Source organism: Saccharothrix mutabilis subsp. mutabilis (genome assembly GCF_039521145.1).
GTDB lineage: Bacteria > Actinomycetota > Actinomycetes > Mycobacteriales > Pseudonocardiaceae > Actinosynnema > Actinosynnema mutabilis.
The window spans coordinates 102,760-116,913 of sequence record NZ_BAAABU010000002.1; the positions used below are offsets into that span (position 1 = coordinate 102,760).

The window sequence follows — 14,154 nt, forward strand, 5'->3', positions numbered from 1 at the left end:
CCCTCGTGTGGCGTCCAGCCAACCGGAAGTCGGCCGGGCTGTCACCCGGTGGTGGTCGTGGTGGTGGGTGGGGTGGTGCTGGACGAGCTGGTGGGACTGGGGGTCCACGAGGTCGGCGGGTTGCTCTGGGGTGGGGTCGTCGGGGGTTCGGTGGTCGTGGTGAGTTCGACCGGTGGCGTCGAGTCCGGGGGTGGTGGCTGGTGCGCGGGGGCGTCGGCGCGGGGCTTGTCCGGGGCCGGGACGGTGATGACCACGGTGGAGGTGTGGCCGTCCGTGGCTACGCGGACCCCGGTGCCGGTGGTGGTCCGGACGTCGGCCTGGGGCCTGGGTGGGCCGGCGTCGCGGTTCGCGTTGGGGTTGCCGTTGGTGTTGGCGTTGGGGTCGTCGCCGGTGGCCAGCATGGAAGCCAGGGTGGCCATGACGGTGGCGACGACCGCGCCGCCGGCGGCGAGCAGCACGACCGACGAGACCTTGCGCTTCGGTGACTCGTGATGATCTTCCTCGAACACACCATCTCCCTGTGGGAACCCGGTCGGATGGTCAGGTGTCCGAGTTATCGGCTCAACGCGTCGGCGGCCTCATCGTTCGAGCGGTCCTCCACACGTTTGTGTGGCAGCGCGTCACTGAGCGGTGACCGGCTCGTTTGGATCTCGCCTGCTGGGTGTTGAGCGACGTGCTGGCGTGCTGGCGTGCTTTCAAGATCAAAAGCGGAGAGCGGGGAGCGGAGAGCGGAGAGCGAAAGCGAAGAGCGAAAAGAGGCGCTCGCCGCGCGGCAGGCCCCCGGGGGGTGGAAGGGCGTCGGTTCGTTCCCCGTACGGCCTGCCGGAGGCAACCACCCTTGGGGGTTCTTGGCAACCGGTGGAGCGTGGTTGCCAAGCACCCCCAAGCGTGGTTGGGCTGCGCCCAGGCCGTACGGGGAACGAACCGAGGCCCTTCCTGTGGCTTGGCAGCCCATGCAAAGCCGCGCCACGCGAAGCGCGGCGCGGCTTGCGGTCGGGAGGGTGGCGTGGCTGGGCGGCCGGGTGGCCTCGGCGGTCAAGTTCCGGGCGGCGGGTCCTGAGTCGTCGTGGTGGTCGCGGTGGTGGTGGTCGTCGTGGTGGTCGTGGGTTCGGTGGTTGTCGGCTTGGTCGGCTGCGTGGTGGTCGTGGTCGTCGTTTGCGCCGGTGGCTGGGTGTCTTCGACCGTTGTGGTCGTGGTGGTGCCGTCCGGGCGTGTGACGGTGGTGACGCGCGTGCGCTTCGACGTCGTCGTCGTGGTCTCGCTCGTCGTCGTGGTGGTGTCGGTCGTGGTCAGGGTGACCGACGGGGCTGACGACGTGGTGGGGAGCGTGGTCAGGGTGCTGCGGTTGACCACGTCCTGGCGCGGGGTCTCCTTGGCCGGGGCCGCGCCTTCCTGGGCTCCCGCCAGGGACGCGATGGTGGCGAAGATCGTCGCCACGGCCACGCCGGACGCGGCCAGCAGGACGTTCGGCGACACCCGCGGCCGGTGGCGGTCGGGTTCCGGGGTCTCGTACAGCCCGTCGGTCACGTGCAGCTCCCTCTTACCAGCCGAAGTTCTGGGTCCAGTAGTGACCGTTGGTGTCCAGGCCGACGCCGATCGCGGTGAAACCGCAGTTCAGGATGTTGCGGCGGTGACCCTCGGAGTTCATCCAGCCCTTCATGACCGCCTCGGGCGTGCGGTAGCCCTGCGCGATGTTCTCGCCGCCCGGGTTCGGGTAGCCGGCCGCGCGCATGCGCTCGGCGAAGTCGACGCCCTCGGGGGTGTCGTGCGAGAAGTAGCCGCGGGTGGCCATGTCGGTGCTGTGCGCCTGAGCCGCGTTGACGATGCGCTGGTCCACCTTCAGGCCGGGGCAGCCGGCCGCCGCGCGGGCCTCGTTCACCAGTTCCACGACCCGCTGGGTGGTCGACACCGGCGGCGGTGTCGTGGTGGTCGTGGCGGGCGGCTGCGTCGGCGGCTCGGTGGTCGTCGGCGGTGCCTCGGTGGTGGTGGTCGTGGTCTCGGTGGTGGTGGTCGTCGTGGTCGGCTCGGTGGTCGTGGCCGCCGGCGGCGCGGTCGGCTGACCGGTCCGCACGGGCACGCCGACGCCGCCCACCCCGCCGACGCCCCGGTTGTCGCCCTCGGCCACCTGTGTTGAGCTGGGCGCCACGAAGGGGGCGAGCTGTTCGGGGCTTGCGAAGGCCACACCGGTCGCGCCGGCGGCCCCCAGCAGCAGCCCGACCAGTCCGCCCATCACGGATCGGTTACCGCGCCGCGCACTCACGGTCGCGCACCGTACCACTAAAGGGTGAAATGTCAGGATGGCCGCTGTGGCTGGTGCAGAGAACACCGTTCGGCTCACCGCGTGGGTCCGCGGGCACGTGCAGGGCGTCGGCTTCCGCTGGTGGACCCGCGCCAGGGCCCTTGAGCTGGGCTTGGTCGGCAGTGCGTCGAACCTGAGGGACGGTCGGGTCGAGGTCAACGCCGAGGGCACCAAGGAGGCTTGCGACGGCCTCCTGGACGCGCTCCGTTCCGGTCGTACCCCCGGTCGGGTGGACTCGGTCGTGGAACGCTGGTCCGAACCGCGCGGCGGCTTGACCGGTTTCGTCGAGCGTTGAACGCCTAAGGGGCCGGTGGCGTAGTAAAGCGATGTGGACCGAGGCGAAGAGGTGGTCAGGCAGCTGTACGGCCGGTGGCGCGGCCCGCTGCACGGCTACGTCCTGCGCCTGGTCGGCGGCGACCACCAGCAAGCCGAGGACGTCGTCCAGGAGACCCTCCTGCGCGCCTGGAAGCACGCCGACGAGCTGACCCCGGCCGACGCCGGCCCCTGGCTCTACACCGTCGCCCGCAACCTGGTCATCTCCGGGTTCCGCAAGCGCGGCGGGCGCAACTCCGAGGTGCCGATCGAGCCGGCCGACCTGCCGCCGGTCGCCGACCAGGTGGACCACGTGCTGCAGAGTTGGCAGGTCGCGGAGGCGCTGCGGGCGCTGAGCCCCGACCACCGGGCCGTCGTGGTCGAGCTGTACTACCGCCGCCGCACGGTCAAGGAGGCCGCGGCGGTCCTCGGCGTCCCGCCGGGGACGGTGAAGTCGCGCTGCTTCTACGCCCTGCGGGCGCTGCGCGACGCGTTGGAGGAACGGGGGGTGACCGAGTCGTGAGCTGCACGCACACCGTCGCGCTCGGCGCCTACCTGCTGGGCGCGCTGGACCCGGCGGAGCGCTCGGCGTTCGAGGTGCACCTGCGCACGTGCGCGGTCTGCCGCCGGGAGCTGGTCCGGCTCGCCCCGCTGCCCGGCCTGCTGGCGCAGGTGGACGTGGACGACCTGGACGTGCCGTTCGACGACCCGGCGCCCGCCCCGGAGCTGCTGCCCCTGCCGCCGCCGCGACCCGAGACGACCCGCTCGGCGGAGCCTTCCGCCCGTCGTCGCGGCTTGGTGCTGGCCGGCGTCGGCGTGCTGGTCGTCGCGCTGGTCGCGGTGGGCGTGCTGGTCCTCGCCCCGCGCGACCGCGACCCGGTCCGCCTCAGCGCCGCCGACAGCGGCACCGGGGTCACGGCCACCGCCGACCTGGTGGCCAAGGAATGGGGCACGGAGCTGTGGCTGACCGTCCAGAACGCACCCAAGGGCAAGAGGTGCAAGCTGGTCGTCCACGACCGCGCCGGCCGCGCCGAGATCGGCGGCTGGTGGGGCACCGACCACCCCGAAGACGCCCGCATCCCGGGCTCCACGTCGTTCCCCGTGGACCAGATCGAACGGCTCGACGTGGTCGTTGACATGCAGGTCCTGGTGTCGGTGAGGCCCTGAACTGGGCCGTTGGGCGGCGTGGCAGGCGTCTGGGCGTCCGAGCGCACGGGTAGTCTGCCCCGCGTGCACCTCAAGAGCCTGACGCTGAAGGGCTTCAAGTCCTTCGCCTCGGCTACCACGCTGCGCTTCGAGCCGGGCATCACGTGCGTCGTCGGCCCCAACGGGTCCGGCAAGTCGAACGTGCTCGACGCGCTGCGCTGGGTGATGGGCACGCAGGGCGCGAAGGACCTGCGCGGCGGCAAGATGGAGGACGTCATCTTCGCCGGCACGTCCGGCCGCGCGCCGCTGGGCCGCGCCGAGGTGACGCTGACCATCGACAACTCCGACGGCATGCTGCCGATCGAGTACACCGAGGTGTCGATCACCCGCCGGATGTTCCGCGAGGGCGCCACCGAGTACGAGATCAACGGCAACTCGTGCCGCCTGATGGACATCCAGGAACTGCTCTCCGACTCCGGCATCGGCCGCGAGATGCACGTCATCGTCGGCCAGGGCCAGCTCTCGGCGATCCTGGAGTCCAAGCCCGAGGAGCGCCGGGCGTTCGTCGAGGAGGCCGCCGGCGTCCTCAAGCACCGCAAGCGCAAGGAGAAGGCGCTGCGGAAGCTGGAGGCGATGCAGGCCAACCTGACCCGCCTCACCGACCTCACCGCCGAGCTGCGCCGCCAGCTCAAGCCGCTGGGCAAGCAGGCCGAGATCGCCCGCCGCGCCCAGGTCGTGCAGTCCGAGCTGCGCGACGCCCGGATGCGCCTGCTGGCCGACGACCTGGTCACCCAGCGCGAGGCGCTCGCCCGCGAGGAGCAGGACGAGGCCAAGGCCCGCGCCCGGCGCGCCGAGGTCGAGCAGTCGCTCCAGCAGGCCCAGTTCCAGCAGAACGAGCTGGAGGACCTCGTCGCGGCGGACGCGCCGAAGCTCCAGCAGGCCCAGGACACCTGGTACCGGCTGTCCGCGCTGGAGGAACGGCTGCGCGGCACCGTGCGGCTGGCCGTCGAGCGCGAGCGCCACCTGTCCGCGTCCGTGGAGGCCCCGCGCGGCGGGCGCGACCCCGACGAGCTGGAGGCCGAGGCCGAGCAGACCGCGCTGTTGGAGCAGGAACTCCAGGAGGGCGTGACGGAGGCCCGGATCGGCCTGGCCGAGGCCGTGGAGACCCGCGCCGAGCTGGAACGCATGGTGCAGGCGGCGGAGAAGGCGCACCTGGCGGCCGTGCGGGCGATCGCCGACCGGCGCGAGGGCCTGGCCCGGCTGTCCGGCCAGGTCGAGGCGCTGCGGTCGAAGACGTCCGCGACGGCCGAGGAGATCGAGCGCCTGTCGGTGACGCTGGCCGAGGCCGAGGAGCGGCTGGAGGTCGCCGCGCAGGAGCTGGCCGAGGGCCGCGAGGTCACCGGCACCGAGGACGAGGGCGACGCGGGCCTGGACGAGCGCCACCGGCAGGCCGTCGAGGCGGACGAGGCCGCCCGCCGCCGGGTGGAGGAGCTGGTCAAGGCCGAGCGCACGGCGGAGCGGGACATCGCGTCCTGGAAGGCCCGCGTGGACGCCCTGTCCCTGGGCCTGACCCGGAAAGACGGCGCCGGCGCGCTGCTGGCGTCCCGGCTGCCGGGCCTGCTCGGCTCGGTCGCGGCGCTGCTCACCGTCGAGCCGGGCCACGAGGTGGCGCTGGCCGCCGCCCTGGGTCCGGTCGCGGACGCCGTCGCCGTCGAGTCCGGGTCGGACGCCCTGGGCGCCCTCGAACTCCTCAAGACCCAGGACGCCGGCCGCGCGGGCGTCCTCATCGGCGGCCCCGGCCACACCGACCGTTCCGCCTGGCCCGCGCTCCCGCCCAACGCCCGCTGGGCGGTTGACCTGGTGCACGCCCCCGAGGCGCTGCGGCCTGCCGTGCACCGCGCCCTCGACCGCCTCGCCGTGGTGGACGACCTGCCGGCCGCCCGCGCGCTCGTCGAGACCCACCCGGACGTGCGGGCCGTCACCCGCGAGGGAGACGTGTTCGGCGCGGACTGGGCCGTGGGCGGCTCGGGGCGCAGCCAGAGCGTCATCGAGGTCCAGGCGGCCGTGGACGAGGCGTCGGAGAAGCTCGCGCTCGCCGAACGCGCTCTGGAGCACGCCGCCGCCGCGCTGGAGGGCGCGCGGGCCGAGCAACAGGCCAGGCGGGCCGAGGTCGGCGCGCTGAAGGAGCAGGTCAACGAGGCCAAGGTGCGCCGCGCCCGGTCGTCGGAGCGGCTCAACCGCCTGGCGGCGGCGGTCCGGTCGGCCGAGGCGGACGTGGAACGCGTGCGCGTCCAGCGCGGCAAGGTCGAGGCGGCCCGCGAGGAGAACCTGCTCAAGCTGGCCGAACTGGAGGAACGCCTCCTGGTCGCCGAGGAGCAGCCCCTGGACGACGAGCCCGACACGTCCCACCGCGACGAGGCCGCCGCCGAACTGGCCTCGGCCCGCCAGTCCGAGATGGACGCGCGCCTGGCCCTGCGCACCGCCGAGGAACGCGCCCGCGCCCTCCAGGGCAAGGCCGACAGCCTCCGCCGAGCCGCCCGAGCCGAACGCGAGGCCCGCGAACGCGCCGCCCGCGCCCACGCGGCCCGCGCCCGCGGCGCGGTAGTGGCGAAGGCCGTGGTCCGCGGCGGTGAGGCGGCCCTGGAACGCATCGCCGTCTCCCTGGCCCGAGCCGCCCGCGAACGCGACGCCGCCCAGGAGCGCCGCACCCGGCACGAGGCCCTGCTCACGCAGGTCCGCGGCCTGGTCCGGGAGATGTCGGTGGAGCTGGAGAAGCTGACCGACGCCGTCCACCGGGACGAGGTGCTGCGCGCCGAGCAGCGGATGCGCATCGAGCAGTTGGAGACCAAGGTCGCCGACGATTTCGGCATCGGCCTGGAAGACCTGATCGCCGAGTACGGCCCGGACGTCTACGTGCCCCCGTCGGCCGGCGAGATGGCCGAGTACGAGGCGGCGAAGGAACGCGGCGAAACGGTGTCCGCACCCCAGCCCGTGCCGTACGACCGCGACACCCAGGCCCGGCGCGCCAAGCGGGCCGAGCGCGACCTGTCCCTGCTGGGCAAGGTCAACCCGCTGGCGCTGGAGGAGTTCGCGGCGCTGGAGGAGCGCTACAAGTTCCTGTCCAACCAACTGGAGGACATCAAGGCGACCCGGCGCGACCTGCTGACCGTGGTGAAGGAGGTCGACGACAAGATCCTGGAGGTCTTCACGTCGGCCTATGAGGACGTGGCCCGCGAGTTCGAGGTGGTCTTCAAGGTCCTGTTCCCGGGCGGCGAGGGCCGCCTGGTGCTGACCGAACCGGAAGACATGCTGACCACGGGCATCGAACTGGAAGCCCGTCCGCCGGGCAAGAAGGTCAAGCGCCTGTCCCTGCTGTCGGGCGGCGAGAAGTCCCTGGCGGCGGTGGCGATGCTGGTGGCCATCTTCCGCGCCCGACCGTCACCGTTCTACGTGATGGACGAGGTCGAGGCGGCCCTGGACGACACCAACCTGCACCGCCTGATCGGCTTGTTCGAGCAGCTGCGGGAACGGTCGCAGCTGCTGATCATCACGCACCAGAAGCCGACGATGGAAATCGCAGACGCCCTCTACGGCGTTTCAATGCGAGGCGACGGCATCAGCCAGGTGATCTCCCAACGCCTACGCGGCCGAGAAGACCTCAAACCACCCAAACAACCCGAACCCGCGTAGCGAATCGCGGCGAAGCCGCAAGCGGGCAGTCCACCGGAGTGGACACAACCCAAGCCGGGCTTCTTGCTTGTGTCATCTCCGTATGGCCCGCCCGAAGGGCTACCGCATTTTCCCGGGGTTGGGCCAAAAAGTTTTGCGAGGAACGAGCAAAAGTTTTTCGACCAACCCCGGGAAAATGTGGTTGGCTTTGCCGGGTCATGCGGAGATGGCACAAGCAAGAAGCCCCTGCCTTGGCAGTTGTGTCCATCTTCGGTGGCTCGCCCGCCGGCGAGGCTCTTTTACGCTTTGAACTCACGCTTCGCTGCTCAAGCCCACGCTTCGCGGGTCCTCACAGGACGCGCTCCGCGCTAACTAAGGATGAACGCGCTTCGCGCTTGGGAGCGCTTCGCGCGTTGCGCGAAGCGCTATAAAGCTTAAAAGCGGCCGGGAGGCCTCCAGTGGGGGGAAGGGCCTGCGTGTTCCCCACCGCATGACCTGGCGGAGCCGACCACACTTTTCGGGGGTCGGTCGAAAAACTTTTTGCTCGTGCCTCGCAAAAACTTTTTGGCCCGACCCCCGAAAAGTGTGGTAGCCCTTCGGGCAGGTCATACGGTGGGGAACACGGAGGCCCCTTGTGGCTGGGAGCCCAGCCCGCCGCGCGGCGCGCGGCGAAGAGCGCCCGCGCTGCGCGGCGAAAGCGCTGCGCTGCGCGGCGGAAGCGCCGCGCTTCGCGCGGAAGCGGTCAGTCGCGTCGGCGGTCCAGTTCGGCGGCCTCCTCCGGCGTGGGCGCGGTGCCGCCCAGGTGTGCCGGCTGCCACCACTGCCCGTCGCCGTTCTCCGGGTATCGGGCCTGGGCCTCGTCCAACAACTCCCGCATCCGCTTCCGCAGTGCCTCGTCCGTCGTGGGCTCGATCGCCTCGCCCACGATGATCGTCACCGGCACGTGCCGCTGCGTCAGGTTCTTCGGCCGTCCCTTGGTCCACAGCCGCTGCGTGCCCCACACGGCGACCGGCAGCAACGGCACGCCGGCCTCCGCCGCCAAGCGCACCGCGCCGCTCTTGATGTCCTTCACCGTGAAGGACCGGCTGATGGTGGCCTCCGGGAAGATCCCGACCACCTCACCCGCCCGCAGCGCGTCCAACGCCTGCTGGAACGACTCCTGGCCGTTGGCGCGGTCCACCGGGATGTGGTGCATGCCGCGCATCAACGGGCCCGACACGCGGTGCTTGAACACCTCGTGCTTGGCCATGAACCTGACCAGGCGCTTCGCGGGCTGCGCGCCGTAGCCCGCGAAGATGAAGTCCAGGTAGCTGACGTGGTTGCTCGCCAGCACGGCCCCGCCGGTGGTCGGCACGTGGCGCGCGCCGTCCACGGTGATGCGCAGGTCGAGCACGCGGAACATGAGCTTGGCCGCGGCGATCACCGGCGGGTACACGCGATCTGGCATACCCCAACGGTACGCTACTGGCGGGTAATACCAGCCTCGTGCTCGCGGACCACGCGGGGGACTCCGGCCAGGTCCTCGTCGTTGCACAGCAACTTGAGGTTGTAGTACGGCGAACCCTTGGTGTCGTCGTAGTCCAGGTGGATCGCGATGACGTCTACCGCCTCGCCCAGCCAGTCCTGGGTCTGCCGGAGCCAGGAAGCGGCCCGTTCGAGTGCGCTGGGCAGGTCGTCGTCCCGGAATTCCACCGGCCGGTAGGGAACCTCCTGGATCGCGTCCCGCTGGTTGGCGGGCATCGGAAGGTCTACCGCCACCCCGCTGTCGTTGAGTTCGAGTTGGATCGTTTCCTCACTCACGCAGTCGAGGGTCCACCACACGCAGCCCGGCGGCAAGAGATGCGTCCGGTCAGGACACCTCCATGACAACGGTGTCGTCCGGCCCGAGCACCGCTCCCGACTCCGCGCGCACCTCCACCTGCGCCACAGGTCGGCCGTCCGCGCGGTCCACCAGGACGGTGTGCGGCTCGCCCGGCACGAAGCAGTGGCGTTCACCCCATTGGCGCAGCGCCACGATCACCGGGAAGAGGTCGCGGCCCTTCGGCGTCAGCACGTACTCGCGCTGGAACCCGCCGTCGGCCGGCGGGACCGGGACCATCACCCCGTTGGCCACCAGCGCCCGCAGCCGGGCGCTGAGCATGTTCTTGGCCACACCCAGGCTCCGCTGGAAGTCCACCAGCCGCCGGACGCCGTCGAACGCGTCCCGCACGATCAGCAGCGACCACCAGTCGCCGACCGCGTCCACCGACCGCGAGACCGGGCAACCCGCTTGCTCGAAGTGCACGCGCCGCACCGCCATGACGCCTCCCCGGAGGTGTTGCGGTCCCCATGGTGACCCGCCCCACGTCCGACCGCTCGCCGAGACCCGCTCAGGGCAGGGGCGCGGAGTGCCAGGTCCACTCGCCCCGCCGCGCCAGGTCGCCCAACGGCTGCCGCCCGGTCGCCCACAACAGGGTCTGCCACGGGTCGGTGTCCACCGGGGCCTCCGGGAACAGCCGCCGCAGCACCTTCGCCACCAGGTCCGCCGGCGGCTCGAACGGCACGCCCAGCGCCCGCGACGCGTCGTGCGCGTGGACGATCGACTCGATCGACCCCATCGCCGCGAACCCGGCCACGTCCGCCTCGCCCCACGGGTGCCAGCCGCGCGCGTCCGGCGGCGCGGTGGCGAGGACGCTGCCGAGCACCGCCCCGAACGTCCGCAGCGTGGCCACCAGCTCGGCGGGCGGCGTCGCGGGCCGCACCTCGACGTCCGCGGTGTGCAGGCCGCCGACGCCCGCGGCCATGTCGATCGCGTACCACATCAGGCAGTTGCCGACGTGCGCCACGGTCTGCGCCACCGTCCAGTCCATCCCCGGCACGCCCACCGCCCAGTCACGGTCCACCACCCCCTCCAGGAAGTCCGCGCCCACTCCGACGGCCCGCGCAAGATCAGCAGCGTCCACGTCCGAAAACTCCCTCGCGTTCGGTGCATCCGCGAGTGACTATTCCGGACATGTATGACACCCGTTTCGCCGGCCAGGACGACCTGGGCGCGGTGCTGGCCCTGCTCGTCCGGCTCCAAGCCGACACCGCGCACCACATCGGCTACCTCGGTGAGACGCTCGGGGAGCTGACCGAAGAACTCGCCGAATTCGAACCCGACTGGCCCTCCTGCACCGTCGTCGCCACCGACGACTCCGGCCGCGTCTGCGGCGTGCTCAGCGTCGAGGTGGACGCCGAGCTGGGCCGGGCGTTCCTGCACGGACCGTTCGTGGACGTCCCGGTCAACCACCCGGCGGGCAGCCGCATCTGGGACCAGACCTCCGACGCCCTCTACGCCCGCGCCCAACCCCTCCTGGCCGGCATCGCCGACCGCGAGGTCTACGGCCACACCCTGCACCGCAGGCTGGCGGCGTTCGCCGAGCGCCACGGCTTCACCGCGGGCCGGGCGAGCAGCATCCACATCCTCGACGGCGACGGCCTGCGCGGGCTGCTGCTGCGCGAGGCGAGCTGCCCCCGCACCGGCCCGGCGCGCGAGATGCGCGTCCTGCCGACCGAGGCCGCCGTCCACGAGGCGGTGGCCGTCCTGCACGAGCGCTGCTTCCCCAAGACCTACCTGTCCGGCCGGTCGCTGGTCGACGGCAGCCGGGACCACACCGTCGTCGTCGCCATGGACGGCGACCGGGTGCTCGGCTACGCCGCCGGCAAGGCCGAGCCGGGGGAGTACTACATCGACTTCGTCGCCGTGGAACCCGACGTGCGCGGCAAGGGCGTGGGCGCCGCGCTGATCACCGAGCTGGTCTGGAAGCTCGCTGAACGCCACGGCGCCCGGAACCAGGCCGCCGCCGCCATCCTGGCCGGCAACACGTCGTCCCACCGCATGTTCGACCGCCTCGGCTTCCGCCGGACCCTCGAACTGGTGGCCTACCGCTCCAAAGCCGCCTGAGCCGCCCAGGCCGCCTGAACGGCCCGGGCAGCCCGATCGCTCAAGCCGCCTTCACGCTCACGGCCTCGTCCACCTCGGGCGGCGTGTAGCCCTTGTGGCGCAACGACAGCAAGCCGCCCACGACCAACGTCACCAGCACACCCATCGGCGTGTACCACGGGTAAGCCAGCGGCTTGGAGGTCGCGGTGGCCGCCGAGAAGTCGAGGGTCGCCGCGGCCTCCGGGCCGACGAACTTCACGCCCAGGATCACGAACGCCATCACCACCACGGTCGTCACGAACGCCACGATCGCGTCGGTCTGCTTGGCCTTGCGGAACAGCAACCCCAGCAGGAACGCGCCCAGCAACGCGCCGTACGTGAACCCGGCGATCGACAGGCCCTGCTCCACGATCGGGTTCCCGCGCCGGGTCAGCGAGGCGAACAGGCCCGCGCACACGATGAGCAGACCCGCCCACACCACCGTCCAGATCCGGCCCTGCCGGAACACCTCCGCCTCGGTCATCGGCCGCCGCACCAGCTTCTGGTACACGTCGGTGACCGTGGAGGAGGCCAGCGCGCCCAGCGACGACGACAGCGCCGCCGCGAGGATGCCCGCGATCACGAACCCGGACAGCCCCGATGGCATGTCCCGCACGATGAAGTTCGCGAACAGCTCGTCGTTGTTGTTCAGCCCCAGGTCCTTGACCGGGTTCGCGCCCTTGTAGAACGCCCACAGCATCACGCCGATGAACAGGAACAACGCGAACTGGAGGAACACGACCACACCGCTGGCGATCAACGCCTTCTGCGACGCTCGCACGTCCTTGGTGGCCATCAGCCGCTGCACGATGAGCTGGTCCGCGCCGTGCGAGGCCATCGACAGCACCGCGCCGCCGATGAACGCGGTCGGGATCGCGTACGGCGAGGTGAACGGGCTGGCGGCGAAGTCGAGGATCTGGAACTTGCCCGCTTCGGCCGCCGCGGAGAACCAGCCGTCGGGCAGCTTGCCGGACAGCACCACGATCACCGCGATGGCGCCCAGGACATACCAGAGCATCTGGATGGCGTCCACCCACACCACGGCCCGCACGCCGCCCAGGAAGCTGTAGACGACCATCGCGATGCCCAACACGACCACGATCGCCCAGTAGGACGCGTTGACCCCGTACGCCGCGAGCACGACCTTCACCGGGATCGCGGTGGCGAACAGCCGGAGGCCGTCCGCGAGCAGCCGGGTCACCAGGAACGTCACCGACGCCGTGGACTGCAACCCGCCGCCGAACCGCTTGCCCAGGAACCCGTAGGCCGTGATCAGGTTGCCCGCGATGTACTTGGGCAGCAGCACGAACGACACCACGATCCGGCCGAGCAGGTAGCCGATCGCCAGCGACAGGAACGTCATCGTCCCGCCGTAGGCGACCGTCGGCACGGACAGCACGGTCAGCGTGGACGTCTCCGCGGACACCACCGACACGCACACGACCCACCACGAGATGCGCCGCTCGCTGACGAAGTAGTCCGTGGCGGAGCGCTGCCGGCCGCCGATCCACACCCCCAGCAGCGGCATCCCCACCAGGAACAGCACGATGATGGCGACATCAAGTGCGCGCACGGTGTCCTCCAATCACTTTGAGCCCGGTGACGGCGGTGGTCACGGGCTCGGGCAGGCGCAGGGGTTCGCGGCCGGGGGTGATCGAGCCGAGCGGGCGCGGGCCGGACGCGCCGGTGGCGGAGGGGACGTTGCCGGGCAGGCCGTGCCAGGTCAGGAAGCCGAGCAGGGCGGTCAGATAGGCCTCCTTGGCGTCGCCGGGCAGGCCCAGCTCGTCGCTGGTGCGCAGCTCGACCTTGGCGCGCAACGACTCCACCAGCACGGGGTTGCGCATCCCGCCGCCGGACCCGATCACCAGCCCGTCGCACTCGGCGGCGATCGTGCGGGCGGTCAGTTCGGTGAGGGTGGCGAGGAAGTCCTCGGCCTGGATCACCAGACCCTCGGTCATCCGGTCCAGGTAGGCGCGGTTGAAGTGCTCCTTGCCCGTCGACTTCGGCGCGGGGAGGGCGTAGTAGGGGTCGGCGAGGAGGCGGTCGAGCAGCTCCTCGTGCACCCGGCCGCGTGCGGCGAACTCGCCGTTCAGGTCGCACGTGCGCAGGCCGTTCGAGAGGACGGTCATGGCCGCGTCCATGAGCGCGTTGCCCGGCCCGGTGTCGTAGGCGATCACACCTTCGGGCGAAACCTTCGTGATGTTCGCGATGCCGCCGATGTTCAGGGCGACGGCGTTGCCCACTTCGGAGCCGGCCGGTTCGGAGCCGGCCAGCTCGGCGAGCCACAGGGCGTCGAGGGTGCTCGCGAGGGGTGCGCCGTGGCCGCCGGCGGCGACGTCCCGCACGCGGAAGTCGGCGACGACGGGCAGCCCGGTCGCCTCGGCGATCCACGCGGGCGCGCCGACCTGGAGCGTGCCCAGGCACCGGCCGTCCTCGACCCAGTGGTGCACGGTCTGCCCGAGCGAGGCCACCAGGTCGGCCTCGTGCTCCCGCGCCGCCGCCGCGAACACCTGGCCCAGCCGGGTGTCCAGCACGCACAGGTCGGCGGCGCTCGTGGGCGGCTCGCGCAGTTCGGGCGGGAACGGGTGCTCGGCGTGCGCGATGGGGCGCAGCGCGATGGTCGTGCCGTCGAACGAGAAGTCGCCGACGGCGACGTCGACGGCGTCCATCGACGTCCCGGAGATGAGCCCGATCACCCTCACGCCCTGTGTCCTATTCCACACAGACCGCAGGCGCAAGGGTGTAGGTGGGAAAGTTGCCGGAAATCAATCCAGCTTGTTGGATT

At 71.5% G+C, this 14,154-nt stretch carries 14 protein-coding genes; 5 read left to right on the forward strand and 9 right to left on the reverse strand.

Annotated elements, in window-relative coordinates; translation table 11 throughout:
* Nucleotides 1-41: 41 nt before the first annotated feature.
* The 3 genes from ABD126_RS04245 to ABD126_RS04255 form a co-directional block, all read right to left on the reverse strand.
* The gene (locus tag ABD126_RS04245; RefSeq protein WP_343932297.1) at nucleotides 42-509 is read right to left on the reverse strand and encodes a hypothetical protein; all 468 of its coding nucleotides are present in this window, start codon (nucleotides 507-509) and stop codon (nucleotides 42-44) included.
* 526 nt (nucleotides 510-1,035) lie between these two features.
* Nucleotides 1,036-1,527 carry a hypothetical protein gene (locus tag ABD126_RS04250; protein WP_343932298.1) on the reverse strand — a complete coding sequence of 164 codons (492 nt, stop codon included), beginning with the start codon at nucleotides 1,525-1,527 and terminating at the stop codon, nucleotides 1,036-1,038.
* Nucleotides 1,528-1,540: 13 nt separating this feature from the next.
* Entirely contained in the window at nucleotides 1,541-2,230 is a 690-nt protein-coding gene (locus ABD126_RS04255; protein ID WP_343932299.1) for a CAP domain-containing protein, read from the reverse strand.
* A gap of 67 nt (nucleotides 2,231-2,297) precedes the next feature.
* Between ABD126_RS04255 and ABD126_RS04260 the strand changes: the two genes are divergently transcribed.
* From ABD126_RS04260 to smc, 4 genes are all read left to right on the forward strand, one after another.
* Complete coding sequence (locus ABD126_RS04260; protein ID WP_343932300.1) at nucleotides 2,298-2,594, forward strand: acylphosphatase; 297 nt, start codon at nucleotides 2,298-2,300, stop codon at nucleotides 2,592-2,594.
* A gap of 51 nt (nucleotides 2,595-2,645) precedes the next feature.
* Nucleotides 2,646-3,134 (forward strand): sigma-70 family RNA polymerase sigma factor, encoded by a 489-nt coding sequence (locus tag ABD126_RS04265; RefSeq protein ID WP_425542732.1) that lies wholly within the window; start codon nucleotides 2,646-2,648, stop codon nucleotides 3,132-3,134.
* On the forward strand, nucleotides 3,131-3,778 hold the full coding sequence (locus ABD126_RS04270; protein ID WP_343932302.1) for an anti-sigma factor family protein: 648 nt from the start codon (nucleotides 3,131-3,133) through the stop codon (nucleotides 3,776-3,778). Before ABD126_RS04265 ends, ABD126_RS04270 begins: the two co-directional genes overlap by 4 nt.
* Before the next feature lie 63 nt (nucleotides 3,779-3,841).
* Nucleotides 3,842-7,447 (forward strand): chromosome segregation protein SMC, encoded by a 3,606-nt coding sequence (gene smc / locus ABD126_RS04275; protein ID WP_343932303.1) that lies wholly within the window; start codon nucleotides 3,842-3,844, stop codon nucleotides 7,445-7,447.
* Between the two features lie 721 nt (nucleotides 7,448-8,168).
* Here smc and ABD126_RS04280 read toward each other — a convergent pair.
* The 4 genes from ABD126_RS04280 to ABD126_RS04295 all read right to left on the reverse strand — a co-directional run bounded on the left by ABD126_RS04280 (nucleotide 8,169) and on the right by ABD126_RS04295 (nucleotide 10,368).
* Complete coding sequence (locus tag ABD126_RS04280) at nucleotides 8,169-8,873, reverse strand: lysophospholipid acyltransferase family protein (RefSeq protein WP_343932304.1); 705 nt, start codon at nucleotides 8,871-8,873, stop codon at nucleotides 8,169-8,171.
* 14 nt (nucleotides 8,874-8,887) lie between these two features.
* Entirely contained in the window at nucleotides 8,888-9,226 is a 339-nt protein-coding gene (locus tag ABD126_RS04285) for a hypothetical protein (RefSeq protein WP_343932305.1), read from the reverse strand.
* Nucleotides 9,227-9,275: 49 nt separating this feature from the next.
* Nucleotides 9,276-9,725 carry a winged helix-turn-helix transcriptional regulator gene (locus ABD126_RS04290; protein ID WP_343932306.1) on the reverse strand — a complete coding sequence of 150 codons (450 nt, stop codon included), beginning with the start codon at nucleotides 9,723-9,725 and terminating at the stop codon, nucleotides 9,276-9,278.
* A gap of 70 nt (nucleotides 9,726-9,795) precedes the next feature.
* Entirely contained in the window at nucleotides 9,796-10,368 is a 573-nt protein-coding gene (locus ABD126_RS04295; protein WP_343932307.1) for a maleylpyruvate isomerase family mycothiol-dependent enzyme, read from the reverse strand.
* A 50-nt stretch (nucleotides 10,369-10,418) separates the two neighbouring features.
* Between ABD126_RS04295 and ABD126_RS04300 the strand changes: the two genes are divergently transcribed.
* Nucleotides 10,419-11,351: a GNAT family N-acetyltransferase gene (locus ABD126_RS04300; RefSeq protein ID WP_343932308.1), complete on the forward strand. Its 933-nt coding sequence runs from the start codon at nucleotides 10,419-10,421 to the stop codon at nucleotides 11,349-11,351.
* A 40-nt stretch (nucleotides 11,352-11,391) separates the two neighbouring features.
* Here the strand turns inward: ABD126_RS04300 and ABD126_RS04305 are convergent, their stop codons facing one another.
* Both ABD126_RS04305 and ABD126_RS04310 read right to left on the reverse strand, forming a co-directional pair.
* Nucleotides 11,392-12,942, reverse strand: a complete 1,551-nt coding sequence (locus ABD126_RS04305) for a sodium:solute symporter (protein WP_343932309.1) — start codon at nucleotides 12,940-12,942, stop codon at nucleotides 11,392-11,394.
* Nucleotides 12,929-14,071, reverse strand: a complete 1,143-nt coding sequence (locus ABD126_RS04310; protein ID WP_343932310.1) for an anhydro-N-acetylmuramic acid kinase — start codon at nucleotides 14,069-14,071, stop codon at nucleotides 12,929-12,931. The genes ABD126_RS04305 and ABD126_RS04310 overlap by 14 nt, the downstream gene beginning before the upstream one ends.
* Nucleotides 14,072-14,154 lie beyond the last annotated feature (83 nt).

Excerpts from the sequence above, each read along its gene's own strand:
- ABD126_RS04255 (WP_343932299.1), bottom strand. The coding sequence starts at position 2,230 with ATGGGCGGACTGGTCGGGCTGCTGCTGGGGGCCGCCGGCGCGACCGGT.
- ABD126_RS04260 (WP_343932300.1), top strand. The coding sequence starts at position 2,298 with ATGGCCGCTGTGGCTGGTGCAGAGAACACCGTTCGGCTCACCGCGTGG.
- ABD126_RS04280 (WP_343932304.1), bottom strand. The coding sequence starts at position 8,873 with ATGCCAGATCGCGTGTACCCGCCGGTGATCGCCGCGGCCAAGCTCATG.
- ABD126_RS04290 (WP_343932306.1), bottom strand. The coding sequence starts at position 9,725 with ATGGCGGTGCGGCGCGTGCACTTCGAGCAAGCGGGTTGCCCGGTCTCG.
- ABD126_RS04300 (WP_343932308.1), top strand. The coding sequence starts at position 10,419 with ATGTATGACACCCGTTTCGCCGGCCAGGACGACCTGGGCGCGGTGCTG.